This is a genomic window from Luteimonas sp. A482 (assembly GCF_054072655.1).
Window position 1 is genome coordinate 13,572 of sequence record NZ_JBSVRO010000007.1, and the last position, 24,708, is coordinate 38,279.

Genomic DNA, 24,708 nt, shown 5'->3' on the forward strand with positions numbered 1-24,708 from the left:
TGGCTCCCTCCCCCGCCTGCGGGGGAGGGAGCAAAGCAGCCCTACATCGCCCGCAGCGCGTCCGTCACCGGAAGCGTGGCCGCGCGCAGCGCCGGGAACAGGCCGCCGACGAAGCCAATCGCAAGCGCCCACTTCAGACCCTCCCACAGCAGCCCGGCCGACACCCGGAACTCGAAGCTCAGGGTGGCCACGCCGCCTGCGATGGTCGACGCGGTATAGCCGTTGAACACCAGCCAGGCCAGCACGCCGCCGAGCAGGCCGCCAAGCAGGGCCAGCAGCATGGTCTCCAGCAGCACCGCCACCACCACCGGCATGCCGCGGAAGCCGATCGCGCGCAGGGTCGCGATCTCCCGCGCGCGCGATGCCACGGTGGCGAACATGGTATTGAGCGCACCGAACACCGCGCCGATCGCCATGATCGAACCGACCACGATACCGATGATGCGCAGCACCTTGGTCAGTCCTTCGGACTGCTTGGCGAAGTAGGCGGCGGTGGTGTCGGCCTCCACCTGCAGGCGCGGATCCGCCGCCAGGGTGGCCTTGAAAGCGTTGAAGGCGCCCGGGTCGGTCAGCTTGGCGAAGACCGAGGCGCGACTGCTGCCACGGCGGTAAGTCGACGCCACCACTTCGGCGTCGGCCCACATTTCCGACGACATCGCGTCGCCCGATTCGAACACGCCGACCACGGTCCAGGCCTGGTTGCCGAGCTGCACCTGGCTGCCCGGATCGAGCCCCGCGAACTGGCGCTGCGCACCGGTGCCGACCACCAGCTCGCGACGTCCGGTCTCGAACCTGCGGCCCTCCACCAGCCGCAGGTTGGGCCGTACCGCGAAGGCCATCGCGCCGACGCCGCGCAGCGTCACACTGCCGTCCTCGCCGTCCCGGCGCGGCACGTTGGCCGAGACCACGAGCTCGGGCGAGGCCAGCGGGCGGCCCTCGGCATCGCGCGCGATTTCCGGCGCGCGCTCGATGGCGGTGATCGCGTCGCGCGAGATCACCGACATCAACTCCGCCGACGAGCCGCCGCGCAGCACGATCGCGGTGTCCTCGCTGCCGCTGCTGTTGACCGTGTGCCGGTAGCCCTCGGCCATCGCCAGCAGCGCGACCAGCACCCCGACCACGCCGGCGATGCCGACCACGACCACCGACGATGCGCCCAGCCGCTGGCGCAGCGTGGCCACGCCCACCCAGGTGACCGACGCGGCCTGGCGGCCGGTGCGGGTGAAGGCCATCCACAGCGCAAACAGCACCGCGGCGCCGAGCAGCGCCTGCCAGGGCAGCAGGATCCAGGCGGCGAGGAAGATCGCCAGCAGGCCGAAGATCAGACTGCCGCGCAGGAAGGATCGGATGAATGACATGGTCTGTTTCCTCTCAGCGGCCGGCCAGTGCATCGACGATGTTCAGGCGCATCGCCCGCAGCGCAGGCAGCGCACCCACCAGCAGGCCGATGGCAAGCATCAGCCCCAGACCCAGCGCCCAGCTTTCCCAGCCGATCGGCGGCAGGTTGATCGCGCCCTTGCTGGCCGCGCCCACGGCCGGACCCAGCACCGCGGCGAGGCCAAGCCCGAGCGTGCCGCCGATCAGCACCAGCAGCACCGACTCGGCCAGCACCATGCCCAGCACGCTGGAACTGCTGAAGCCGATGGTCTTGAGCACCGCCAGCTCGGAGGTGCGTTCGCGCACCGCCTGGGCCATGGTGTTGCCGGTCAGCAGCAGCAGGGTGAAGAACACCGCGCCCATGATCGAACCCACTATCAGGCCGATGTCGGCCATCTGCTTGAGCTGGGCCGCGAACGCGGCCTGCTCGTTCATGGTCTTGGTCTCGTGCGGCGAGTTCTGCGACAGCGCGTCGATGGCCTTGGCTGCCGCGTCGCTCCGGTTCACGTCGGACACGCGGCTGATGTACCAGCCCACGTTGTCGTCGACGTAGGGCGTGGCCTCCTCGAAGTACCCGTAGTGCATCAGGATCAGCGCCTCGGTGAATCCGGCGCTCTTCTCGTCGCGCGCCTTGAGCACGCCGGCGATCTCGAACGCCCAGTTGAGGGTGCCGTCACTGTTGGGGAAGATCGTCGACTGCAGCGGGATGGTCTGCCCGACTTCCCAGCCGAAGCGCGTCATCATCTGCCGGCCGACCAGGATGCCGTTGCGCGTGGCCTTCCACTTCTCCAGCTGCGCAGGCTCGACCTCGGTCTCGGGATAGAGGTCGAGGTAATTGGGCGCCACCGCGAAGGTGAACAGCTGGTTGCGCGGGTTCTGGTACGCCCCGCCGAACCAGTTGGCCCAGGTCACCGCCTCGATGTTGTCGACCTGGCGGATGCGCGACTCCAGCGACAACGGCAGGGTTTCGACGATCGACAGCTTCGATGCCGTCTGCAGCCGCTGCGCGCCGTCCGCGTTCTGGCCCAGCTGGGCAAACGTGGAGCGGATGCCGTCGAGCATGCCGAACAGCAGGAACGCGGCGAGGATCGAGGCCAGCGTCAGGAAGGTGCGGCCCTTGCGCCGGAACAGCGCGGCCCAGATCAGGTGGAAGTATTTCATCGCTCGACTCCCTTTCCACATCTCGTCCCGAGCCCTTCGGGATGACGGAAATTCATGCCGCGTGTGCCTGGCTTTCGACCAGGCTGCCCTTGTCCAGATGCAGGGTGTGGCTGGCGTATTCGGCCGCCTTCGGATCGTGGGTGACCATCACGATGGTCTTGCCGTGCTCGCGGTTGAGCGTCTGCAGCAGGCCGAGGATGTCTTCGGCCGACTGGCGGTCGAGGTCGCCCGTGGGCTCGTCGCAGATCAGCAGCTTTGGGTCGGACACGATCGCGCGCGCGATCGCCACGCGCTGCTGTTGCCCGCCCGAGAGCTCGCCTGGCTTGTGCGAGACCCGGTCGGACAGGCCCACCAGCTGCAGCGCGATCTGCGCATTGCGCTTGCGCTGCGCGCCGCCGAGACTGGTCAGCAGCAGCGGCAGTTCGACGTTTTTCTGCGCGCTCAGCGCCGGCATCAGGTTGTAGAACTGGAAGACGTAGCCGACGTTCTGGCTGCGCCAGTGCGAGAGCTTGCCACCGCCAAGCTGGTCGATGCGCTGGCCGTCGACCTCGATGCTGCCCGCGCTGGGCGAATCCAGCCCGCCAATGAGGTTCAGCAGGGTGGTCTTGCCGGAGCCGGACGGGCCCATCAGCGCAACGAAGTCGCCCTGTTCGATGTCCAGGTCGATGCCGTGCAGCACCTCCACCTTTTCCGGGCCACGCTGGTAGGTCTTGGTCAGGCTGCGGATCGATACCAGGGATGCCATGGCTTGCCTCGCTGTGGTGTCGTGGCCGGGATGCCCCGGCGAAGGTCATGCGATGCGGAGTGGTTCGCCGCATCGCGCGGGTTTGTCACGTGGAGCAACAGCAGGATCGAAAGTCGTTTTTGTCATCTCTCGCTGCGCTCGAGATGACAACAGAAACTCAAGTGACAACAGGAACGCGAAACAACAACAGAAGCCCGAACTGGCAGCGGACGCCAAGAGTTACGTTTGGCGTTGCCGTGCTTCATTCCTTACCCGTCGAAACCGCCGCGCCATCGGCCAGCTCCGCCGGTGGATCGACCACCACCGTCTCGCCCGGGGCCAGGCCCGAGACGACCTCGCGGTCCTCGCCCGCCTTGCCACCCGCCTCGACCTTGCGCAGCTCGACGATGTTGTCCGCGCCCACCACGAACACCGCGGCCGCGCCATTGCGCTGCACCACCGCCGCATCCGGCACGCGCACGCCGCGCCTGGGCTCGCTGCCGGCCTCGGCCTCCTTTTCCAGGAAGCTCACGGTCACGCCCATGTCCGGCACGATCCGCGCATCCTTTTCCTTCAGCGCCACGCGCACCTTGACCGTGGCCTTGCCGCGATCGGCGGTGGGGATGATGGCGATGACCTCGGCCGGGATCTTCCAGTCCGGATAGGAGCTGAGCGTGGCCTCGACCGGCATCTTCGGCTGCACCCGGCCGATGTAGGCCTCGCCCACATCGACTTCGATCTCCAGCGAATCCATGTCGACGATGGTGCCGATGCCGGTGCGGGTGAAGCCGCCGCCGGCCGACAGCGGTGACACGATCTCGCCCGGCTGCGCGGCCTTGGCGATCACCACGCCCGAGAACGGCGCGCGCACCACGGTGTTGTCCACGCCGATCTCGGCGATGCGCAGGCCGTCAGCGGCGACATTCGCGTTGCGGCGCGCACTGTCCAGCTGCGCACGCAGCGCGTCGCGATTGGCGACTGCCTGGTCGTGCTGCGCCTTCGATACCAGCTGCTCGCCGACCAGTGCATCCAGGCGGCGCGCATTGGCCTCCGCTTCGGCCAGCTGCGCCTGCACCCGCGCGATGTCGCTGCGCGCCGCGCCCAGCTGCGAGGCGGACAGCGCGCGCTGCGCATCGGCATCGATGGGATCAAGCGTGGCCATCACCTGCCCTTCCTCGACCTGCATGCCCTCCTCGATCCGCACCTCGCGCACGCGTCCGGTGATCTTGGACGACACCGTGGCCATGCGCCTGGCCACCACGTAGCCCGAGGCATCGAGCACCGAAGCAGGCGCACTGCCCGCGGCGAGCGACACCGCCGTCGCGGTCTGCACCGGCAGCGCGCGCTCGCGGGCGAACAACCACCAGCCGGCGAGGGCGAGCAGGGCAATGACAACGACCGAAGCCACCGCGATCCACAGCCCCTTGCGCGAGGGCGGCGGGCCGGGCGAGCGGTCGATGCGGAGCTGGTTGAGCAGGTCGGCGTTGGTATTCATCGAAGGACAGGACGGAGGCCAGCGGCCATTGTGACCCAGTGATCGCGAGCAACGGCGGCCAGACTACCTGCCGCGGCCGGCGGTGGCTGCTGACAGCTGTCACATGCTTCGGCTGACGGCAGGCGATGTCACACCCGGGGCCGGGCCGACAGACTCCACTCCGGCCCCATGTCCCGAGAGTGCGCCCATGGCAACTGCAACACCACTCGCCGCACTGCGCGGCGCCAGCAAACGCTACGGCGACCAGATCGCGCTCGACGGACTCGACCTGTCGCTGCATGCCGGCCAGGTCACCTCGCTGCTCGGTGCAAATGGGGCCGGCAAGAGCACGGCGGTCGGCCTGCTGCTGGGCCTGCTCAAGGCCGATGCCGGCGAGGTGCGCGTGCTCGGCGACATGCCGGGCACGGCTGCGGTTCGACGCCAATGCGGCACGATGCTTCAGTCGGCCGGCATTCCCGAACGCCTGCGCGTCGGCGAGGTGCTGGCTCTGGTGCGCAGCGGCTACCCGCAGCCGCGCAGCGTGGACGAGTGCGTGGCCTTCGCAGGGCTGGAGGGGCTGCTCGGCCGGCGCTATGGCGCACTGTCGGGCGGCCAGCAGCGCCGCCTGCAGTTCGCCCTGGCCATCTGCGGACGGCCGCGACTGCTGTTCCTCGACGAGCCCACCACCGGCCTGGACATCGGCGCGCGCCAGGCGCTGTGGGCCTCCGTGCGGCAGCAGGTCGACGAGGGCTGCGCGGTGCTGCTGACCACGCATTATCTGGAGGAAGCCGAGGCGTTGTCGGACCGCGTGGCGGTCATCGACGCCGGCCGCCTGCTTGCCGAAGGCAGCGTGGACGAGATCCGCGCGCGGGTGTCGCTGCGCCGCATCCACTGCGTGTCCACGCTCGCGCCGTCCCGGGTGGCGCAATGGCCGGGCGTGCGCCAGGCGCTGCGCGAAGGCGGGGCACTCCGCATCGTGGCCGAGCCGGCCGAACCGGTGGTGCGCCAGCTGCTGGAGGCCGACCCCGGGCTGCGCGATCTCGAGATCCGCCGCGCCGGCCTGGCCGACGCCTTCCTCGCCCTGACCAGGCCCGACCAGGCGGAGGCCGCATGAACGCCATCTCCCACCCGCGCACGCAGGCGCCGTGGCGCCCCTACCTGTTCGAGATCCGATGCGAACTGCTGCGGATGCTGCGCGAGCCCGCGTACTGCGTGCCCGTCATCGTGTTTCCGGCGCTGTTCTACGTGCTGTTCGGCGTGCTGCTCAACCGCGGCAACCAGGCGGCCGCCGAGTATCTGCTGGCCAGCTATGGCGTGTTCGGGGTGATCGGCGCGGCGATGTTCGGGTTCGGCGTCACCATCGCCATGGACCGCGAACGCGGCTACCTGCGACTGCGCCGCGCCCTGCCCACGCCGCCGGGCGCGCTGCTGCTGGCCAGGATGGTGATGGCGGCGCTGTTCGCGGTGATCATCAGCATCGTGCTGGCGCTGCTGGCGGTGACGCTGGCCGGTGTTTCGCTCGCGCCTGCGCAGTGGGCAGGCCTGCTCGCGGTGAACGTGCTGGGCGTGCTGCCTTTTGCCGCGATCGGCCTGTGGATCGGGACCCTGGTCGGCGGCAATGCGGCACCGGTCCTGCTCAATGCGCTGTACCTGCCGATGGCTTTCCTCGCCGGACTGTGGCTGCCGCTGTCGATGTTGCCGGAATGGATTGCGCGGATGGCGCCGGTCTGGCCGGCCTGGCACCTGGCCCAGCTGGCGCAGAAGGTGGTCGGCCACGACAGCGGCGGCGCTGCCTGGCTGCATGTGCTGGCGCTGGCGGCCGTGACCGGCGCATGCTTCGTGCTGGCGCAGCGTCGGCTGTCGGCGGCCGAATGAGCCGGGCGCCGTACGGCAGGGACCGCGACTGCGGGGCGGGGGTTTCAATCGAGCACCGATGCAGATGAGCGGGTTCCACCTTCCACGTCGCGTTGTCCTGCCCGGCTGGCTGCAGCCGCAGCCCGGCTCGCTTGCTGCGCTCGACCAGCGCATGGGCCGGTCGCCGTGGCTGGCGCTGGTGCACATGGTGTGGTCGGTGTGGGTGTTCCTCACGCCCGCCTTCGCCGGCGGAAGCTTTGGCTACAGCACGCAGTGGGCGTGGCTGACGCTGTTGTCGTATCCGCTGTTCGTGCTGCTCTACGTCCTGACGGTGGTGCAATCGCCACGCAGGGCCTACGCCTGCGCGCTTGGCCTGGTGGCGCTGTGCTTCGCGCTGCTGCCCTGGTACCCGTCGGGGCTGAGCTACTTCGTGTTCGGCTGCGTGATGCTGCAACCGCGGCGCGGCGGCCCGCTGGCAGGTTACCTAGTGGTACTGCTGGCGCTCAATGCGCTGCTGATGGCCTATGCGCTGCACATCGGCTACCCGTGGCAGGCGCTGGTGTGGATGCCCACGGTGACCGCGATCGTCGGCGTGCTGGTGGTGGTGGATCGCATGGGCATGGAGCGCGACGCCGCGCTGCGCCTGTCGCATGACGAAGTGCGGCGCCTGGCGTCGCTGGCGGAGCGCGAGCGCATCGGCCGCGACCTGCACGACCTGCTCGGGCATACCCTGTCGATGGTGGCGCTCAAGTCCGACCTCGCCGGCCGGCTGCTGGAACGCGATCCGGTCGCGGCGCGGCTGGAGATCGACGAGGTCAGCCGCGTGGCGCGCGATGCGCTGTCGCAGGTGCGGCGGGCGGTGAGCGGCATCCGCGCCGCGGGCATCGCCGCGGAACTGGCTTCGGCCAGGCTGCTGCTGGAAACCGACGGCATCGCCTTCGACTACCGCTTCGACGACGGCTTCACCGGCCATGCGTTGCCGGCCGGGGTCGAGTCCGCGCTGGCGATGACCGTGCGCGAGGCCGCCACCAACATCCAGCGCCACGCCCGCGCGCAGCGCGCGCAAGCCAGCTTCGGCATGGAGGCGGGCGAGGCGGTGCTGCGCATCGTCGACGACGGCCGCGGCGGCGCGATCGTGCCGGGCAATGGACTGTCGGGCATGCGCGAACGCATCAAGGGCGTGCGCGGCCGACTGCAGATCGGCGCAGGTGAACATGGCGGCACCGCTATCGAGGCACGCGTGCCGCTGGCGGCGAACGACGACGCGCTCACCCCGCCGCAAGATCCCTCCGTGCCCGTGTAGGAGCGGCTTCAGCCGCGAACGAAGGTGACGCGACATCCGCACGCCCAATCGCGGCTGAAGCCGCTCCTACAAGACATCGAGGCAACGGGAACTGCTAACGTTCCGGCATGCCGCTGCCCTGCCCTATCCAGTGATCCGCATCCTGCTCGCCGAAGACCAGGCGATGCTGCGCGGTGCGCTGGCGGCGCTGCTGGGCATGGAAGCCGACATCGAGGTGGTCGGCGATGCCGGCGATGGCGAAGCCGCATGGCGCGAGCTGCAGCGGCTCTCGCCCGACATCCTGGTCACCGACATCGAGATGCCCGGCCTCACCGGCCTGGAGCTCGCGCAGCGCATCCAGCGCCACGGGCTGCCGGTCAAGGTGGTGATCGTCACCACCTTCGCCCGCGGCGGCTTCCTGCGGCGCGCGCTCGATGCCGGCGTGTCGGGCTACCTGCTCAAGGACGCGCCCGCCGAGCACTTGGCCGATGCGCTGCGCAAGGTGCACCGCGGTGGCCGCGCGATCGACCCGCAGCTCGCGCTTGAAGCCTGGGGCGAAGCCGATCCGCTGAGCGACCGCGAGCGCCAGGTGCTGCGCCTGGCCGGCGAAGGCCTGGCGGCCGGCGAGATCGCCACGCGCCTGAACCTCTCGCACGGCACCGTGCGCAACTACCTGTCCGAGGCCATCGGCAAGCTCGGCGTCGGCAACCGCATCGAGGCCTACCGCCTGGCGCGCGAAAAGGGCTGGCTATAGCGCGGGCAGACCGGTGCGTTCCACGGCGCCGGCTCGCTTGAAGCCTTTGGGCCACGGATCAACGCGGATCAACGCGGATGACGCAAGTAGATATTCCGGGCACGCCTGCAGGGCGGCAGTACGTACCGGCCGTCCGCCGCCCGTGCTTGCGGCCCGGGCAGCACGGGCCGCGAACCTATCCCGCGCATAGTCCCGTTTCGGCCAGGGTCGGCTGACGGAGACCGCCCGCGTCCCTGTTCCAATGCGCTCCCCCGCACCGCTTGATCCGCGTCATCCGCGTTGATCCGTGGCCAACGCTTGTCGCGCGACATCCGCCGCCACGGCGTAGGATCGCAGCCACATCCACTGCCGATGGAGCCCGCCATGACCCGCGTCCCCACCCTGTTCCGCGTCATCGCGATCGCCGGGTTCGCCTGGAACCTCACCGGCGTGGCGATGTTCTTCCTGCAGACCGGGCTCGGCCCCGAGCAGATCGCCGCGCTGCCCGAGGCGCAGCGCACGGTCTACGAGGCCATGCCGTCTTGGCTGGCGGTGTTCTACGGCATCGCCGTGTTTGCCGGGTCGATCGGCTCGCTCGGCCTGCTCCTGCGCAGGCGCTGGGCGATCCCGGTACTGGCGGTGTCGCTGGCCGCGGTGCTGGTGCAGATGAGCGTGCTGTACCTGCTCACGCCGGCCTGGCAGGCCTCCGGCGCATCGGGCGCGGCGATGAGCCTGCTGATCGCCGGCATCGCCGCATTCCTGCTGGTCTACGCGCAACACGCCGCCAAGCGCGGCTGGCTGCGCTGAGGATCAGCCGGCTGCGCGCGCCTTGAGCATGTCCCAGGCCGCGCGCAGGCCCAGCGCTTCGCCGCCGGCCGGACGGCCCGGGCGGGCGCTGTCGTTCCAGGCATACACATCCAGGTGCGCCCATGGCGTGCCCTCGGGCACGAAGCGCTCCAGGTACAGCGCGGCGGTAACCGCGCCGGCCATGCGCGAGCCGGCGTTGGCCAGGTCGGCGATATTGCTGGTGAGATAGCGCAGGTAGGGACGCCACAGCGGCATGCGCCACAGCGGATCGCGCACGCGACCGCCGGCGTCGAGCCAGTCGTCGGCCAGCGCGTCGTCGTTGGCGAACAGCGCCGGCAGGTCGGGCCCCAGCGCGATGCGCGCCGCGCCGGTCAGCGTGGCGAAATCCAGGATCAGGTCGGGCCCCAGCTCGCCGGCCAGCGCCAGCGCGTCGCACAGCACCACGCGGCCTTCGGCGTCGGTGTTGTCGATCTCCACGCTCACGCCCTTGCGCGTGGCCACGACCTCGCCGGGACGGAAGGCATCCGGACCGATCGCGTTCTCCACCGCCGGCACCAGCAGGGTCAGGCGCAGCGGCAGCGCGCGCGCCATCACCAGCCCGGCCAGGGCGATCGCATGCGCGGCGCCGCCCATGTCCTTCTTCATGTTGCGCATGCCGTCGGCAGGCTTGATGTCCAGTCCGCCGGTGTCGAAGCACACGCCCTTACCGACGAGAACCACGTGCGGATGCGCCGCGGCGGCATCGCCATCGAAGCCCCACTGCACCTTGAGCAGGCGCGGCGCGCGATGCGAGGCGCGTCCGACCGCATGGATCGCCGGGAAATTCTGCGCCAGCAACTCGTCGCCGACGATGCTCTCGAAGCTGCCGCCGTGCGCCTCGGCAATGGCACGCGTGACCGCTTCCAGCTCGTCAGGGCCCATGTCCTGGGTCGGCGTGTTGACCAGGTCGCGCACGCGCACGCAGGCCTCCAGCACGTCGACCACCTCGGCGTCAGGCGCGTCCAGCGCAAGCTGCGCCGGCGCCTTGCCGCCGGGCTTGTAGCGGGTGAAGCGGTAGGCGCCCAGGCCCCAGCCCAGCTGCAGCGCCTGCAGTTGTGCCGGTTCAAGCGGGGTGGCCGGCGACCAGTCGCCCGCCGGCAGCGCGGCTGGCGCATGCGCATAGGCGTAGGGATCGAGCCGGTCGCCGACGCCGATCACCGCGCCGGCGATGCCGTCCGCACCCGGCAGCAGCGCATGCGTGCCGGCCGCGGCGTCGAAGCCCTGCGCGTCGAGCCAGGCCTGGATCGCGGCCGGCTGGGTGGCGCGCCACTGCGCGAATCCGCTTGCGTGGACGATGTGCAGCGCACGCGCGGCGTCGCTGCGGGCGGGCGCGCCGCCGGAAGATGTCTTGGTCATCGCACTAGTGTGCCGCGCCGGGGCCTTGCGCATCCAGCCAGTCGGCCAGGCCGGTCAGGCTGTCGAACTCCAGGTCGGGGGGCAGCTCCGGCAGCGGCCAGGCGCGATGGCCGCCCGGATTGTCGTCGCGGCGGATCCAGCAGCCGCGCAATCCCGCGCGCATCGCCCCGGCCACGTCGGTCTCGACGTGGTCGCCCACGTGCAGCACGTCGCCCGGCGGATGCCCCAGCCGCGCGCAGGCGGCGAGGAAGAAGCCCGGATCGGGTTTGCAGGCACCGTGCTCGCAGGCGTGCAGCTGGAACGCGAAATGGCGCTCGATGCCGACCCGCGCCAGGTCGGCGTTGCCGTTGCTCAGCGCCACCACGGGAAGCCGAGCGGCGATGCGGGCGAGCGCGTCCTCCGCGTCGGGATAGAACTCCACCCGGTTGCGCTCGGCGTAGAAAGCCTCGTATGCAGCATCGAGCAAGTCCGGATCGGCGCCGCTGTCGCGCAGCGCGAGTTCCAGCGTCAGCCGCCGCATCCCGCCCAGGTCGTGCGCCAGCTGCGGATGCTCGCGCCAGACGCGCTCGCGCAGCGCGCGCATTTCGGGAATCGGGAACATCGCCGCGGTGGCCGGACTGTGCCTGCGCATCCAGTCATCGAGCACGCGCTCGATGCGCACGCCGATCGGTGCGAACGGCCACAGCGTGTCGTCGAGGTCGATGGTGATCGCGCGAACGGGGAAAGTCACCGCTGCATTGTAGCCGCCAGCGTGCGCGGGGCCGCTCACTCCAGCAGCCGCGCCCAGCCCTCCATCCCGTCAACGCGCGCCAGCACCAGCTTCACGCAGACCAGCAGCGGCACAGCCAGCAGCAGGCCGACGATCCCCCACAGCCAGCCGAACACCATCAGCGCCAGGATCAGCACCAGCGGCGAAAGCGCCATGCGTCGTCCCAGCACGATCGGCGTCACCAGCTGGCCTTCGATGGTGTGCAGCACCAGGTAGACCGCGGCAGGCACCAGCGCCTGCCACAACTCGTCGAAAGTAATGAAGCCGACCAGCAGTATCGCCACCATGCCGATCATCGGGCCCACATAGGGTGCGAAGTTGAGCAGCGCCACCATCGTGCCCCACAGCAGCGCCTCGGACAGCGCGAAGTCCAACAGCACCAGCACACCTGCGAACAGCAGCCCGACCACGGTGTTGATCAGGCTGATGGTGAGCACGTAGCGCGAGACCTCGCGCTCGATCGACTGCAGGATCTCGACGGTGAACTTCTTTTGCTGTCGTCCGGGCATCAGCGCGATCGCGTTGCGCTGCAGGTTCTCGCCATAGACCATGAAGAAGAAGGTCAGCAACACCACGGCCAGCAGCGAGGCCAGCAAGCGCGGCGTCTCGGCGAGCTTGCTGTAGGGATCGTCCACCGCGGTGCGCACCACCTGCGGCTGGCGCCCGGTCTCGCCGCCGGCGGCGCGGGCGAAGTTCTCGGCGGCCTTGTTGGCCTCGTGCATCGGCTTGACCAGCTCGCGCAGCTTCGGCGCGAACTGGCGCATCTCGCGCGGCGCCTCGCGCGCCCAGGCCATCGCCGAGGGCAGCATGTGGTAGGCCAGCGCGCCAGTCACGGCCAGCCCGCCGCACAGCACCAGCACGGCGGCGAGGAAGCGTGGAACCCACAGCCGGCGCAGCATGCGGATGATCGGATTGCCGACCAGGGCCAGGAACATCGCCAGCAGCACCGGCAGCAGCAGACCCTGTGCGGCCCAGAGCGTGTAGCCGGCCGCCAGCGTGGCCAGCACCACCAGCGCGGTTGGACTGCGCGGCCGCGGCGAAGGCGCGGGCACCGCGGCTTCGGGCGCAACGACGTCTGGCGCGGGCACGGGGGGCGTGGCGTCGTGGGGCATGGCGGTCTTCGGCGGTGAGGGTCGCGATCATCCGGCGCCCTGGCGCATGGCGACGTGATGGCGGCGATTCGCAGTGTGGCCCGGTCGGATGCTGACGTCACCCGGATCCGGACAACCAGGGATTGTCATTCGATCGCAGGGATTGTCATTTCGACCGAAGGGAGAAATCTTGCGGACGCGGCTGAAGGAGATTTCTCCCTTCGGTCGAAATGACAGAAGTCTCGGTCGAAATGACAGAAGCCCCAAACGAAATGACAGAAGTGATCGGCGTCAGCCCGACAAAAATGACGCACCTCGGATGCCAGGCCTGATAGATGACAGGCCTGATAGATGACAGGCCTGATAGATGACAGGCCTTGGCGAGGCAGTCCGATGGCCAGCCCGCTTGCCTAGCGCTCCGACAGCTCGGTCGCGGCTTCCGCCGGGCGCGGTTCGGTTTGCCACTGTGGATCGGCACGGCGGCGCGAATCAGAAGCGCTGGGGCGCTCGGGCGACGCGGCAGGCGAAAAGCCCTGCGCCGCGACACTTGCCGCCCGTGCAATGTCGGCCGTCCCCGCAGCGACAGCGGCACCCGTCCCGATGGCCGTATCAGCTGCGACGTGCGCGGCTACACCCGCTTCGCCGGCAGCGGCTTCGGCAGTGGTCGCCGCATCCTTGGCCTTGAACGAGGCGGCCAGGGTCCACAGGCTGGTGCCGATCTGCACCCAGCGCGATGCGGGCAGGCCGACCACCTTGCGCACCGGCTGCACGCGCCCGACCAGGAAGCCGCTGAGCAGGCCGGCCAGCACGATCCGCGTCGGCGTCCAGCCTTCGCGCCAGGAGGTACGCAGCCCGCGCCACCTGTTGCGGGTGTGCGAACGCTGCAGTTCGAGCGCGCGTTCGGTGTCGTGGACACGCTGGACCAGGTCGTCGAAACGCATCACTCCACTCCCTGCTGCGCGGGCATCGGTGGTGGTGGCGCCGCTTCTTCCTGCGCAGGCTTGCCGCGCAGCTGCGAGAGCTGGCGACGGGTGGCCTGCATGCCCATGTGCTCCAGATAAGCGCGCATGCGCCAGGCGCAGAGGCCGGCGCCAGCCAGGTAGACGACCGCCACGATCAGCAGGCACCAGACCCATTCCAGCTCCAGCGCATGCAGGCCGGCCACCAGCACGCCGGTCAGCAGCAGCCAGGCCGAACTGCCCAGCAGCGCCGCGATCCCGGCCCAGGCCAGGCTGCGACCCACCGCACTGCGGGCCAGCGCGAAATCGGCCGCGGCCAGCCGCCGCAGCGCGCTTGCCGTGCCGCGGGCGGCGTCGACGGTCTCGCGACGCGCGGCATTGAGTTCGCGCAGGGCGTCATCGATGCCCTGCGCTTTGGTGCCGTCGTCCGCGCCCGGCGTCGCGCCGGCGCTGGCTGCTTCCGCGCCCACGTCGGACGCTTAGTCGTTGCCGCGGGCGAGCTTGGCGATGATCCAGCCAGCCGCGAAGGCCACGCCGAACGAAGCGATCGGACGCTCGCGGATCAGGTCCGCGGCGCTGTCGATCAGATCCTTGCCCTTGTCCATCAGCGCGTCGACCTGCTCGCGCGCCACGGTGCCGCCTTCTTCCAGCGCGGCGATGCCGGCCAGTGCGGAATCGGCCAGGTCGGCCTTGACCGCCGAACCCCCGGCGCGCAGTTCTTCGCCGGCAGCTGCAGCGGCGCTGCGGACCGCGCCACCCGCGTCGGTCGCGGCGGTCTTGAGGCTGGCACCGGTCTGGCCGAGGTTGCTCTTGAGTGCGTCGGTCGAGGTGGGAGTCATTGCGGTGTTCTCCATGGTGTGTGGGGGCGCTGCGGGGGAGTCCGGCTTGGATGCCGGTCACTCCATGATCAGGTTCCCGACGCGTCCGCCGCGTGAAATCCGCAGCAGCAGCTGCTGCGGGCGCTCGGCCAATGTATCGCGGAAGCCGGCCAGGTCGCGGAACTCGCCGCTGTTGGCGGCGAAGATGTAGTCGCCCTCGCGCAGGCCGTTGCGATACGCGCGCCCCTTGGCGTCGACCTTTTCCACCAGCACGCCGCGCGCATCCGGGTTCTGCCGGCGCACCGCCTCGGGCAGGTCGGACAAGGTGGCGCCGGTGAGCCGATCATCGAAGCTGGCGCCATCGCGCGGCATCGCGCGCAGGCGCGCGCTGATCGTGCGCGGCTTGCCGTCGCGCAGCACCTCCAGCGTCACCGGCGCGTCCAGCGGCTGCAGGCCCTGGAAGTTGCGCAACGACACCGGATCGTCCATGCGCTGGCCGTTGGCCGACACGATCACATCGCCGGTGCGCAGCCCCGCCGCGGCCGCGGCCGAGTCGCCGTGCAGGCGCGTGACCACCACGCCGCGCGGATCCGCCAGGCCCAGGCCCGCGGCCAGGCGCGCGTCCACCGCCTGGGTGTCGATGCCCAGGGTGCCGCGTTGCACGGTGCCGGTGCTGGCCAGCTGCTGCATGATGTTGCGCGCCAGCTCGACCGGGATCGCGAAGCCCAGGCCGATGTTGCCCGCGGCACTGCCGCGCGGATTGAAGCTGGCGGTGTTGATGCCCACCAGCTCGCCGCGCAGGTTGACCAGCGCACCGCCCGAGTTGCCCGGGTTGATCGAGGCATCGGTCTGGATGAAGTTCTGGTAGCCCACGCCCGGCACGTTGCTGCGGCCCACCGCCGAGACGATGCCCGAAGTGACGGTCTGGCCGACGCCGAAGGGATTGCCCACCGCGACCACGAAATCGCCGACTGCCAGCTGGCTGCCGCCGGCCAGCGGGATCGCGGTCAGGCCCTCGGTGGGAATGCGCATCAGGGCCACGTCGGTGTCCGGATCCGAGCCGATGAACTCGGCCTCGAGCGTGCGCCCGTCGGCCAGCGTCACCGACACCTCGTCGGCGTTCTCGATCACGTGGTGGTTGGTGAGTACGTAGCCGTTGCGCGCATCCACCACCACGCCCGACCCCAGCGAGCGCGCGATGCGCTCCTGCGACAGGTCCGGGAACATGCGGCGGAAGAAGGGATCGTTGCCGAACGGACTCACCTGTCGGCGCTGCGCGGCCTGCACGCTGACCACCGAGGGCGTCACCCGCCGCAGCATCGGCGCCAGCGACGGCATCGGCTGGCCCTCGACCGCCATCGGCAGGGCCGCGACCATCGGCACCGCCTGCGCCGTGGCCGGTTCGGCCGCCCGCGCCGGCGACTGCACGGCATCGCGGATGACGGTGGCAGCGAATCCGCCAAACGCGGCGGCGGCGGCAAGCACGAGCAGGGTGGGAGCTGGGCGCATGGTCGGCTCGCGGCTGGGCGGTGGGAGCGGTGAAGATGGGCGCGCGGCGCCGCCCGGACAAGCCCGGCTGCGCAGCCATCGCGCCGCACTGCACCACGAACGGGGCCGGAATTGTCCGTCCGCGACCCTCCATCCAGCCTGAACACGGCGGTTTTCCGTGGCTGCGTCTGTGACCTCGTCCGATCCGCTCCATCGCGGTTGACTTCGCCCTGGGCCGCGCGTAGCTTGGCTCGGCCCTCCACAACATGTTGGGGTTTGGCCTCCAGGCCTATCCCAAGGCGTGGGGTTTTCGGCAAAATGGCGAATCCGCCATCCGATCGACCAGGGGGACGCGCGGATGCCGCTCACAGGGCCACGCAAGACACCAAAAGCAAGTATCCAGGGGGCGGGCGCGAGCGTTTGACGCGCAAACCGCCCCCGACCGTGTCGGCGTCCTTCGCGGCCCGGCATCGACCATAACAATGGCCCGGGCACGCACCCGGGCCGGTACAGGAGACAGCAGACGCAATGAGTACGGTCCGTCTGGAAGCCGTCAAGACCCAAGCCGAACGGGAGATCCCGATGCAACCCGCTTCGCAGGACATCTGGGACAAGAAATATCGGCTCAAGACCAAGCACGGGGTGGCGGTGGATGCCGACATCGACGGCACCTGCCAGCGCGTGGCCAAGGCGCTGTCGGAGGCCGAAGCCACGCCCGAGAAGCAGAAGTACTGGTACGAGCGTTTCCTCTGGGCGCTGCGCCGCGGGGCGATCCCGGCTGGCCGCATCACCTCCAACGCCGGTGCGCAGGAGCACAAGCCCGCCACCAGCACCATCAACTGCACCGTCTCGGGCACGATCACCGATTCGATGGACGGCATCCTGGACAAGGTCCACGAGGCCGGCCTGACGCTGAAGGCCGGCTGCGGCATCGGCTATGAATTCAGCACGCTGCGCCCGCGCGGCGCCTTCGTCGCCGGCGCCGGCGCGCACACCTCCGGCCCGATGTCCTTCATGGATATCTACGACAAGATGTGTTTCACCATCTCGTCGGCCGGCGGCCGCCGCGGCGCGCAGATGGGCACCTTCGACGTCAGCCACCCGGACGTGCGCGACTTCATCCGCGCCAAGCGCGAGGACGGGCGCCTGCGCCAGTTCAACCTGTCGCTGCTGATCACCGACGGCTTCATGCAGGCGGTGGATACCGACGCCGACTGGCCGCTGGTGTTCCCGGTGAGCGAGAAGGAGGCCGAGGACTTCGACCTGGCCGACGCCGATACCGTGGTCTGGCGCGACTGGCCGCACACCGACGGCTACATCAGCCGCGACGACGGCATGGTCGCCTGCAGGATCTACGGCCAGCTCAAGGCCCGGCACCTGTGGGACATGATCATGGTGTCCACCTACGACTTCGCCGAGCCGGGTTTCATCCTGATCGACAAGGTCAACGAGATGAACAACAACTGGTGGTGCGAGACCATCCGCGCCACCAACCCCTGCGGCGAGCAGCCGCTGCCGCCCTACGGCGCCTGCCTGCTGGGTTCGGTCAACCTCACCAAGTTCGTGCGCGACCCGTTCACCGACAAGGCCGCGTTCGACTGGGAGGAATACAAGGAAGTGGTGCGCGTGTTCACCCGCATGCTCGACAACGTGGTCGAGGTGAACGGGCTGCCGCTGCAGCAGCAGCGCGACGAGATCATGCGCAAGCGCCGCCACGGCATGGGCTTCCTCGGCCTGGGCAGCACGGTGACCATGCTGCGCATGAAGTACGGCTCGGCCGCGTCCTGCGAGTTCACCGGCCGCATCGCCCGCGAGATGGCGGTGGCCGGCTGGGAAACCGGCCTGACCCTGGCCCAGGAAAAGGGCCCGGCGCCGATCATGTCCGAGCAGTTCGAGATCACCGCCGCGATGCTGCGCAAGCGCCCGGAGATGGTGAAGGACGGCTGGAAGATCGGCCAGAAGATCGAAGGCAAGGTGCTGCACGCGCGCTACAGCCGCTACATGCAGAAGATCGCCGAGGTTGCGCCGGAACTGGTCGAGCAGCTCGCCGAGACCGGCGCGCGCTTCACCCACCACAGCTCGATCGCGCCCACCGGCACCATCTCGCTGTCGCTGGCCAACAACGCCTCCAACGGCATCGAGCCATCCTTCGCGCACCACTACAGCCGCAACGTGATCCGCGAGGGCAAGAAGTCCAAGGAAAAGGTCGACGTCTGGTCGTACGAGCTGCTCGCCTACCGCGAGCTGGTCAACCCCAAGGCCATGCCCTACGCCGAGGAAGCCGACGCAAAGCTGCCCGACTACTTCATCTCGGCCGACGACATCAATCCGAAGGAACACGTCGACGTGCAGGCCGCCGCGCAGGTGTGGGTGGACTCGTCCATCTCCAAGACCGCGAACGTCCCGACCGACTATCCGTACGAAGACTTCAAGGACATCTACCGCTACGCCTACCAGCAGGGGCTGAAGGGCTGCACCACCTTCCGCTTCAACCCCGCCGCCTTCCAGGGCGTGCTGGTCAAGGACGCCGACCTTGCCAACACCACCTACCGCTTCGAGCTCGAGGACGGCAGCGTGGTCGAGGTCAGGGGCAACGAACAGATCGAATACGACGGCGAAACCCACACCGCCGCAAACCTGTTCGACGCATTGAAAGAGGGTTATTACGGAAAGTTCTGACGGCTGCCGCCGTGGCAAGGGTCACGGCAAGTTCTGAAGCCCTGCCCTTCCGCTGTGCTCCCTCCCCCGCCCGCGGGGGAGGGCCGGGGTGGGGGCCCCAGGTCGCCAAACCCCCACCGCAGTCCTTTCGCACCACGTTCCCGGGCCTTGCCCACCCCCCGATTACCGAAGCAGCACCCGACGAGGACCAACCCATGAGCAAGCGCCAACGGGTCAACGGAACCCTGAGCAGTGCCGCCGGCGCCCTCGCCGTCACGGCGAAGGACATCGGCAAGACCGTGGTCGAGCGCACCAGCAAGGCGGTGAAAAAAGCGAAGAAGACCGCAGCCAAGGCCGAACGGGCCGTCGTGCAGACCGCCACCAAGGCCAAGGCCGCCGTCAGCAAAGCCAGGGCGAGCGTCGGCAAGCGCATCGAAGCCACCAAGCAGTCGTTGGCCGAAACCAGCGCAGAGGGCCGGCGCGACGCCGCCGCGCTGAAGAAGCGGGCCGCGGCCAGGAAGCGCGCCAACACCAGCAAGGCCGCAGCGAAGAAGGCCGCCGTGCCGGCCACCGCGGCGAAGAAGCGGGCCGCCTTGTCGGCACCGCCAGCCAAGGCCCCGGCAAAGACAGCTGCCAGGAAGACCGCCGTGGCCAAGGCGCCGGCGAAGAAGACGCTGGTAAAAAAGGCGGCCAAAAAGGCAGCAAAACCGGCGACAAAGAAGACCGTCGCCCGCAAGACCGCCACAAGCCAATAGCCGCTCCCGCCATCCATTCCCCCAGCAGCACCGCAATACCAGGAACCACGCAATGGCCGTCAAGATCGACAAGAAAATCACCGGTTACGCCGTCGTCATCCCCGAGGACAAGCCCGTTGCCGGCGCTGCCGTCCCGCGCGAGAAGGTCGAGGCCGAGCTGCCCAAGAAAGCCGACATCATCCAGATGCACGAGCGCATCGAGCGCCCCGAGGTGTTGATCGGCAGCACCTACAAGATCAAGTCGCCGCTGGTGGAGCACGCCATGTACGTGACCATCAACGACATCGTGCTCAATGCCGGCAACGAGCACGAGCACCGCCGCCCGTTCGAGATCTTCATCAACTCCAAGTCGATGGAGCACTTCCAGTGGATCGTCGCGCTCACCCGCATCATGAGCGCCGTGTTCCGCAAGGGCGGCGACGTGACCTTCCTGGTGGAAGAGATGAAGGCCGTGTTCGACCCCAAGGGCGGCTACTTCAAGGCCGGCGGCGTGTACATGCCCAGTCTTGTCGCTGAACTCGGCAGCATCGTCGAAGACCACCTCAAGTCGATCGGCATGCTCCACGACCCCGATATGAGCGCCGCGCAGAAGGCCATGATCGCCGAGAAGCGCAAGCAGTACGAAGACCGGTCAAAAAAAAACTCTGACATAGACGCCACGCCGGAAGACCCGGGCTACCCGGAGCCGCTGGAAGACATCGCAGTGACCGGCGACGGCACCAGCTTCCCGCCCAGCGCCACGATGTGCCACAAGTGCAGCACGAAGGCGCTGGTGATCATGGATGGGTGTGCGACTTGTTTGAATTGTGGGTATAGCAAGTGCGGGTGAATCGGATGGCATAGCTGCGTAAATAAAGATGAGTCGGTCGTTCAGAGGTGAACGGGCGCCTTTCTTTTCTTGTCCGCCGTATGCAAGACATTCTCATTACGGACCCATCTACTGACGCGACCAGATCAAATGGACTTGACCAGCCCTCTGAAGCCGGATGTCTTTCGCGTCGTGATGGTCATCTTACTCCCGGGCCTTACTGCTACTTTTCCATGGCTCGGCTGGTTCTTCTGGCCGGAATTACTTCACTCTAGCCACTGGAACTCGGCTGGCCTGATCTCAGCAGCTTTCATAATTGCCATCGCCTTGGTAGCGGGCATGGTTCTTGAGGACATTGGGGCACACATCGAAGTTGCGATCATCGACCCACACGTTTGCCAAAGCAAGAATGTCTCGCCGGACGAGTTTGATCGGCAGTGGATGGACTACCTCTTTTCCCCTGCCACTGACCGCTATGTCGCACATCGCTATCTCAAGTCCATGGTCACAAGGTTCAAGTTTGAACTGTCGATGATTCCGGCCTGCGCCTCTGTGGGAATCGCGCTGCCCATAGCATGGGCACAAGGTGTTGGATTTGACGGCTTCAGAACCATCGGCTTCTTGATTGCAGACTTTTCCCTAATCATTTTTTTGCTGGATCAGGCAAAAAGGGGAGCCTGGCAGTTGCATGAGCTTAGGAACGAAATGGCCCTTGCCGACACGCGGCCCACTGCTTAGGCGGAAATCGCCGCCAAAAAGCAGCAAGATGACGAACCAAGGCACATAGAGATATGGAACATTCTTCATTGCCTGAGGCGTCGGCTGCTGCCTCATGGATGGGCTCGTTAAGCCTGCAATTCTTTGGCAAGAATCGAATATATGCTGCGACGCAGCCTTGGGCATATTTTGCCCCGCCCGATGTCGCACAAGCCTAGTTCTTGCGAGGCATGCATCAGTTGCGCATCAAGAATCATTATGTTCCGAAAACTTACCTCAAGCAGTGGGCGACCGACGGCAAGGTCGCCACGTATAGCCTACTCGTTCCCAACGATCGCATCGCGCCATGGAAGCACCACTCACTGAAGGGCATTGCGTTTCACGAGCATCTCTACACTCAGATCGTTGGAGGCACAGAAAACGACGAGTTTGAGCGGTGGCTGGATTGCCGATTTGAGGCTCCCGCAGAAGCTAGCATTCAACGCGCAATTGCCAACTCGGGAATGACGAAAGATGAATGGCGCGCGCTTATTCGATTCGCTTTCGCCCAAGACGTTCGCACGCCCGCTCGACTAAGAGACTTTCTTCGCAGACAAGCAAAGGATCTGCCGACTCAGCTGGACCAGATTCTTCGAAACGCCGTGAAAAAGCTGGAACAGGATAGATTAGCGGTCGCCCCGGGAGAGTCGGTCAGTTCAGGATTTCCTCTAAGAGTGCGGGTTGAGGAGGAGGAAGGCGGAGTAGGCTTGCTTAGGGCCGAAACCGTAGTAGGACGCAAGCTCTGGCTTTGGGGTCTTCGTCACCTGCTGACCAGCACCATAGACAAAATTTCTTATAAGGGCTGGTCGATCAGGCGATCCGCACCAGGCTATACATGGCCAACATCAGATAATCCCCTGATTCGCCTTAATTACTTTAGTCGTTATAACTATAGTTTGTCCGGCGGCTGGGGAGTTCCCAATGGCGACGTTTTGCTACCACTGTCTCCCACGCACATCATGCATGTCTGCGTTGGCAGGCGAGCGCCGACCGAAGATCGACCGCTCGACGCAACCACTACGGAGCTCATCTCACAGATCATCATCGAGAACGCTGACAGGTACGTCTTTTCCGCCAAAGCATTCGACATACAACGCTTTCGCCAACGCTTGGTGGATCGCGATTTGTACTATGCAGAGCGGAGGATGTGGGAAGCTTGGGGCTATGAGCAAGCTTTAGTGGAAAGAGATGCATAAGTGAAAAGAGGTCACCATTTCGCCGCCGAGATCGGTTTAGAGAAGAACTGCGAAACAGGGGTCACTATTTCGCCGCCAGAAGAACGGGGCCAGGTGTACTTGCCTCCGCAGCACGTCAGCGCAGCGCCGAACAACCGGCCACCGCTCCGTTGCGAACCAGCCCAGGTCACGCGCGAACGCGCTGCGGGAAGAACGGGGCCGGGTGTAGTTCTTCTCAGAACAGGGGTCAGAGTCGACTTTCTCCTTGCCTGACAAGAATCTGAAACTGGGAGAGAAGCGGGGGAAGAGGGGTCAGGTTCATTTCTGTGGTGACCGCTTGCCCAGAGTTCAGCCCGCCCCGTTCTCCCAGCAGAAGAACACGATGACCCAGAGCGAACACAAGCCCGAGCTGACCTTCAAGTCACTGGATGCGCTGATCGAAGCCATGCCGGAGGGCCCGGTGTCGGTCCTGAATTCTCCGCAATGGGCGAAGCCCTTGACCGCCGTGGGCACGGTGGGAATGTTCCTGGGCTTGCTGCCCTCGCTGCTGATCGAGTGGTTGGAGCCCGCCTTCTGGATGGTGACGCTGGCACGTCTTGGACTGATCACAGCCCTCATCGGGTTTGCCCCGGGATTCGTTCGAAATCTCTGGGTACTGTTCAATCAGTTCCGCCACCAACGGCGCGGCTTCATTGAGCAGTTCGATCACGATGCAGCGCAGCTTCTCGCGCTGGCTGGCCGACTGGCCGCGTATCCACGTGGTGTGCTCGAGCGTCAGCGGCGCTATGCCGGGATGGGCCAAGCGCGGTTGAATTCCCGGCTTGTGATGATGCTCGGGGGCGTCGAGCGCCTCGGCTTGCTGCCATTGATGCTGTCCATACTGGTGCTGTTGCGCAATTGGCAAGACCTTCTGGCTGTGCCTTTTTGGCTGGCAATACTGGCGCTGATGGCGGTCATGCTCTGGATCATCGGGTGGTTCGCGGCGGAGTTCCGACGGCGTCTACAGCTGTACGAGTTTCTCCTTGACGAGGCGTTGCAGATCAAGAACGGCGAACAACGCGAAACAGGGGTCCGCGAAACAGGGGTCGAAACAGGGGTCAGAGTCGACTTTCTCACCAGTCCTGGCCAGAACGCTACCCTGGAGTGCCCCGGCACTTCGGACACCTAGCAACGAGGACAATGGTCCCGGAGGTGTTCGATGGGCAAGAGAGAACAGTTCACGGCCGAGTTCAAGCGTGAGGCGGCGCGCCCGCTGTCTTTAATCCGGGCTACTCGCTGACTATAGGCGCGACGCCTGTCGCGGACGCGGTGCACTACCTTCGCTCCGCAGACCTGGCAACGCCGCATCGGCCATTCCCGGAGGCTCCCCGTATGTCCATGCCTGATCCCGGCGAACGCCGTCGCCAATTCCGCGCATTGCACCGGAGCGGCTGCTTCATCCTGCCTAACCCCTGGGATCGCGGCAGCGCGCGCTATCTGCAGAGCGCCGGCTTCAAGGCGTTGGCATCGACCAGTGCCGGCCATGCGTGGAGCCAGGGCAAGGCCGATGGGGCTGAGGACCTGGAACAGGTGCTGGCGCATCTGCGTGAAATGTCCGAGGCCACTGCCCTGCCGTTGAACGCGGATTTTGGTGATGGCTTCGGCAAGACCCCGGCCGACGTCGAACAGGCCGTCCTGCGCGCGATCGACACCGGCGTAGCCGGGCTGTCCATTGAAGACGCCAATCCGGATCCTTTGCAGCCGCTCAAACCATTGGACGAGGCGTTGGTCCGGCTGCGTGCCGCGCGCGCGGCGATCGATCGTTCCGGTGCGGATGTGATGCTGATCGGACGCGCCGAGAACTTCTTCGTCGGCCAGCCCGATATCGAAGACACCCTGGTGCGCCTGCGTGCTTACGCCGATGCGGGGGCGGACTGCCTGTACGCGCCCGGTATCGTGCAGCGTGCACACATCGAGGCAGTGGTGGCCGCGGTGGCACCGAAGCCGATCAACCTGCTGGTGGGAGGCCCCAGTGCATTCACCCTGCAGGACATCGCCGCGATGGGAGTGCGCCGGGTCAGCCTGGGCGGTGCACTGGCGCGCACCGCTTGGGGCGGCTTCATGCAAGCCACCCGGCTGCTGCAGGAACAGGGCAGCTTCGCCGGGCTGGAAGGTGCGATCCCGGGCGCGACGTTGAATGCATTGTTCGACCGCCCCAGGCCAAAGCCAGCGTAGCCCGGGCAAGCGCAGCGCGAGCTGATGTCCGTGCTGCGCCCGCACCTTCAGCGTGAGGACTACGTGGCCACGGTGTCCCGGTTGATGGCCGGCAGCGGCTACCGGCTGGTGGGGCTGGAGGACGGAGGCCTGCGCGCACTCGCGGGCATCCGGATCGGGGAGTGGCTGCACACCGGCCGCTATCTGGAGGTCGAGGAGCTGGTCACGGCCGAAGCCGACCGCTCGCGCGGCCACGGCCGCGCCCTGTTGGCCTGGATCGCGGACCATGCCCGCGCGCAGGGTTGCCGCCAGGTGCGCCTGGTCTCGGGCCTGCGACGCACCGATGCGCACCACTTCTACGAGCGCGAGGGCATGGCGTGGGAAGCGAAGTACTTCTCGATGGACCTCGGCGGTGCGACGGAATGAGACGC

Annotated in this window: 24 protein-coding genes; 13 read left to right on the forward strand and 11 right to left on the reverse strand. The window is 67.5% G+C overall.

Features of this window, described 5'->3' with window-relative positions; all coding sequences use genetic code 11:
• Positions 1–41 precede the first annotated feature (41 nt).
• The 4 genes from ACW5DW_RS15575 to ACW5DW_RS15590 all read right to left on the reverse strand — a co-directional run bounded on the left by ACW5DW_RS15575 (position 42) and on the right by ACW5DW_RS15590 (position 4,757).
• Positions 42–1,358, reverse strand: a complete 1,317-nt coding sequence (locus ACW5DW_RS15575) for an ABC transporter permease (protein ID WP_457020131.1) — start codon at positions 1,356–1,358, stop codon at positions 42–44.
• Between the two features lie 13 nt (positions 1,359–1,371).
• Positions 1,372–2,538, reverse strand: a complete 1,167-nt coding sequence (locus ACW5DW_RS15580; protein WP_457020132.1) for an ABC transporter permease — start codon at positions 2,536–2,538, stop codon at positions 1,372–1,374.
• Between the two features lie 52 nt (positions 2,539–2,590).
• A complete protein-coding gene (locus tag ACW5DW_RS15585; protein ID WP_457020134.1) occupies positions 2,591–3,283 on the reverse strand; it encodes an ABC transporter ATP-binding protein in 693 nt (230 codons plus the stop codon).
• Between the two features lie 241 nt (positions 3,284–3,524).
• Complete coding sequence (locus ACW5DW_RS15590) at positions 3,525–4,757, reverse strand: efflux RND transporter periplasmic adaptor subunit (protein ID WP_457020135.1); 1,233 nt, start codon at positions 4,755–4,757, stop codon at positions 3,525–3,527.
• Between the two features lie 187 nt (positions 4,758–4,944).
• On the opposite strand from ACW5DW_RS15590, the gene ACW5DW_RS15595 reads away from it, so the two are divergent.
• The 5 genes from ACW5DW_RS15595 to ACW5DW_RS15615 all read left to right on the forward strand — a co-directional run bounded on the left by ACW5DW_RS15595 (position 4,945) and on the right by ACW5DW_RS15615 (position 9,412).
• Positions 4,945–5,850: an ATP-binding cassette domain-containing protein gene (locus ACW5DW_RS15595; RefSeq protein ID WP_457020136.1), complete on the forward strand. Its 906-nt coding sequence runs from the start codon at positions 4,945–4,947 to the stop codon at positions 5,848–5,850.
• A complete protein-coding gene (locus ACW5DW_RS15600; RefSeq protein WP_457020137.1) occupies positions 5,847–6,611 on the forward strand; it encodes an ABC transporter permease in 765 nt (254 codons plus the stop codon). The genes ACW5DW_RS15595 and ACW5DW_RS15600 overlap by 4 nt, the downstream gene beginning before the upstream one ends.
• Positions 6,612–6,675: 64 nt before the next feature.
• Positions 6,676–7,893 carry a sensor histidine kinase gene (locus tag ACW5DW_RS15605; RefSeq protein ID WP_457020138.1) on the forward strand — a complete coding sequence of 406 codons (1,218 nt, stop codon included), beginning with the start codon at positions 6,676–6,678 and terminating at the stop codon, positions 7,891–7,893.
• Positions 7,894–8,023: 130 nt separating this feature from the next.
• On the forward strand, positions 8,024–8,626 hold the full coding sequence (locus tag ACW5DW_RS15610; protein ID WP_457020139.1) for a response regulator: 603 nt from the start codon (positions 8,024–8,026) through the stop codon (positions 8,624–8,626).
• Between the two features lie 363 nt (positions 8,627–8,989).
• Entirely contained in the window at positions 8,990–9,412 is a 423-nt protein-coding gene (locus tag ACW5DW_RS15615) for a hypothetical protein (RefSeq protein WP_457020140.1), read from the forward strand.
• Between the two features lie 3 nt (positions 9,413–9,415).
• Here the strand turns inward: ACW5DW_RS15615 and ACW5DW_RS15620 are convergent, their stop codons facing one another.
• From ACW5DW_RS15620 to ACW5DW_RS15650, 7 genes are all read right to left on the reverse strand, one after another.
• Positions 9,416–10,807: a leucyl aminopeptidase family protein gene (locus ACW5DW_RS15620; protein WP_457020142.1), complete on the reverse strand. Its 1,392-nt coding sequence runs from the start codon at positions 10,805–10,807 to the stop codon at positions 9,416–9,418.
• Positions 10,808–10,811: 4 nt separating this feature from the next.
• Positions 10,812–11,537, reverse strand: coding sequence for an HAD family hydrolase (locus tag ACW5DW_RS15625; protein WP_457020143.1), 726 nt, complete (start codon positions 11,535–11,537; stop codon positions 10,812–10,814).
• A gap of 35 nt (positions 11,538–11,572) precedes the next feature.
• The gene (locus ACW5DW_RS15630; protein ID WP_457020145.1) at positions 11,573–12,688 is read right to left on the reverse strand and encodes an AI-2E family transporter; all 1,116 of its coding nucleotides are present in this window, start codon (positions 12,686–12,688) and stop codon (positions 11,573–11,575) included.
• 389 nt (positions 12,689–13,077) lie between these two features.
• On the reverse strand, positions 13,078–13,608 hold the full coding sequence (locus tag ACW5DW_RS15635; protein WP_457020147.1) for a hypothetical protein: 531 nt from the start codon (positions 13,606–13,608) through the stop codon (positions 13,078–13,080).
• Complete coding sequence (locus tag ACW5DW_RS15640; protein ID WP_457020149.1) at positions 13,608–14,096, reverse strand: phage holin family protein; 489 nt, start codon at positions 14,094–14,096, stop codon at positions 13,608–13,610. The genes ACW5DW_RS15635 and ACW5DW_RS15640 overlap by 1 nt, the downstream gene beginning before the upstream one ends.
• 9 nt (positions 14,097–14,105) lie before the next feature.
• Positions 14,106–14,465 (reverse strand): hypothetical protein, encoded by a 360-nt coding sequence (locus ACW5DW_RS15645; protein ID WP_457020151.1) that lies wholly within the window; start codon positions 14,463–14,465, stop codon positions 14,106–14,108.
• 57 nt (positions 14,466–14,522) lie between these two features.
• Entirely contained in the window at positions 14,523–15,953 is a 1,431-nt protein-coding gene (locus tag ACW5DW_RS15650) for a Do family serine endopeptidase (RefSeq protein WP_457020153.1), read from the reverse strand.
• Positions 15,954–16,460: 507 nt separating this feature from the next.
• Here ACW5DW_RS15650 and ACW5DW_RS15655 point away from each other — a divergent pair.
• The 8 genes from ACW5DW_RS15655 to ACW5DW_RS15690 all read left to right on the forward strand — a co-directional run bounded on the left by ACW5DW_RS15655 (position 16,461) and on the right by ACW5DW_RS15690 (position 24,703).
• A complete protein-coding gene (locus ACW5DW_RS15655; protein ID WP_457020155.1) occupies positions 16,461–18,611 on the forward strand; it encodes an adenosylcobalamin-dependent ribonucleoside-diphosphate reductase in 2,151 nt (716 codons plus the stop codon).
• Positions 18,612–18,805: 194 nt separating this feature from the next.
• Complete coding sequence (locus tag ACW5DW_RS15660) at positions 18,806–19,345, forward strand: hypothetical protein (protein ID WP_457020157.1); 540 nt, start codon at positions 18,806–18,808, stop codon at positions 19,343–19,345.
• A gap of 52 nt (positions 19,346–19,397) precedes the next feature.
• Positions 19,398–20,174, forward strand: a complete 777-nt coding sequence (locus tag ACW5DW_RS15665) for a TSCPD domain-containing protein (protein ID WP_457020159.1) — start codon at positions 19,398–19,400, stop codon at positions 20,172–20,174.
• A 135-nt stretch (positions 20,175–20,309) separates the two neighbouring features.
• Entirely contained in the window at positions 20,310–20,891 is a 582-nt protein-coding gene (locus ACW5DW_RS15670; RefSeq protein ID WP_457020161.1) for a hypothetical protein, read from the forward strand.
• Positions 20,892–21,100: 209 nt separating this feature from the next.
• The gene (locus tag ACW5DW_RS15675; protein WP_457020163.1) at positions 21,101–22,105 is read left to right on the forward strand and encodes a DUF4238 domain-containing protein; all 1,005 of its coding nucleotides are present in this window, start codon (positions 21,101–21,103) and stop codon (positions 22,103–22,105) included.
• Between the two features lie 361 nt (positions 22,106–22,466).
• Positions 22,467–23,252, forward strand: coding sequence for a hypothetical protein (locus tag ACW5DW_RS15680; protein ID WP_457020165.1), 786 nt, complete (start codon positions 22,467–22,469; stop codon positions 23,250–23,252).
• Between the two features lie 203 nt (positions 23,253–23,455).
• Positions 23,456–24,298 (forward strand): isocitrate lyase/PEP mutase family protein, encoded by an 843-nt coding sequence (locus ACW5DW_RS15685; RefSeq protein WP_457020337.1) that lies wholly within the window; start codon positions 23,456–23,458, stop codon positions 24,296–24,298.
• A 24-nt stretch (positions 24,299–24,322) separates the two neighbouring features.
• Complete coding sequence (locus ACW5DW_RS15690) at positions 24,323–24,703, forward strand: GNAT family N-acetyltransferase (protein WP_457020166.1); 381 nt, start codon at positions 24,323–24,325, stop codon at positions 24,701–24,703.
• Positions 24,704–24,708 lie beyond the last annotated feature (5 nt).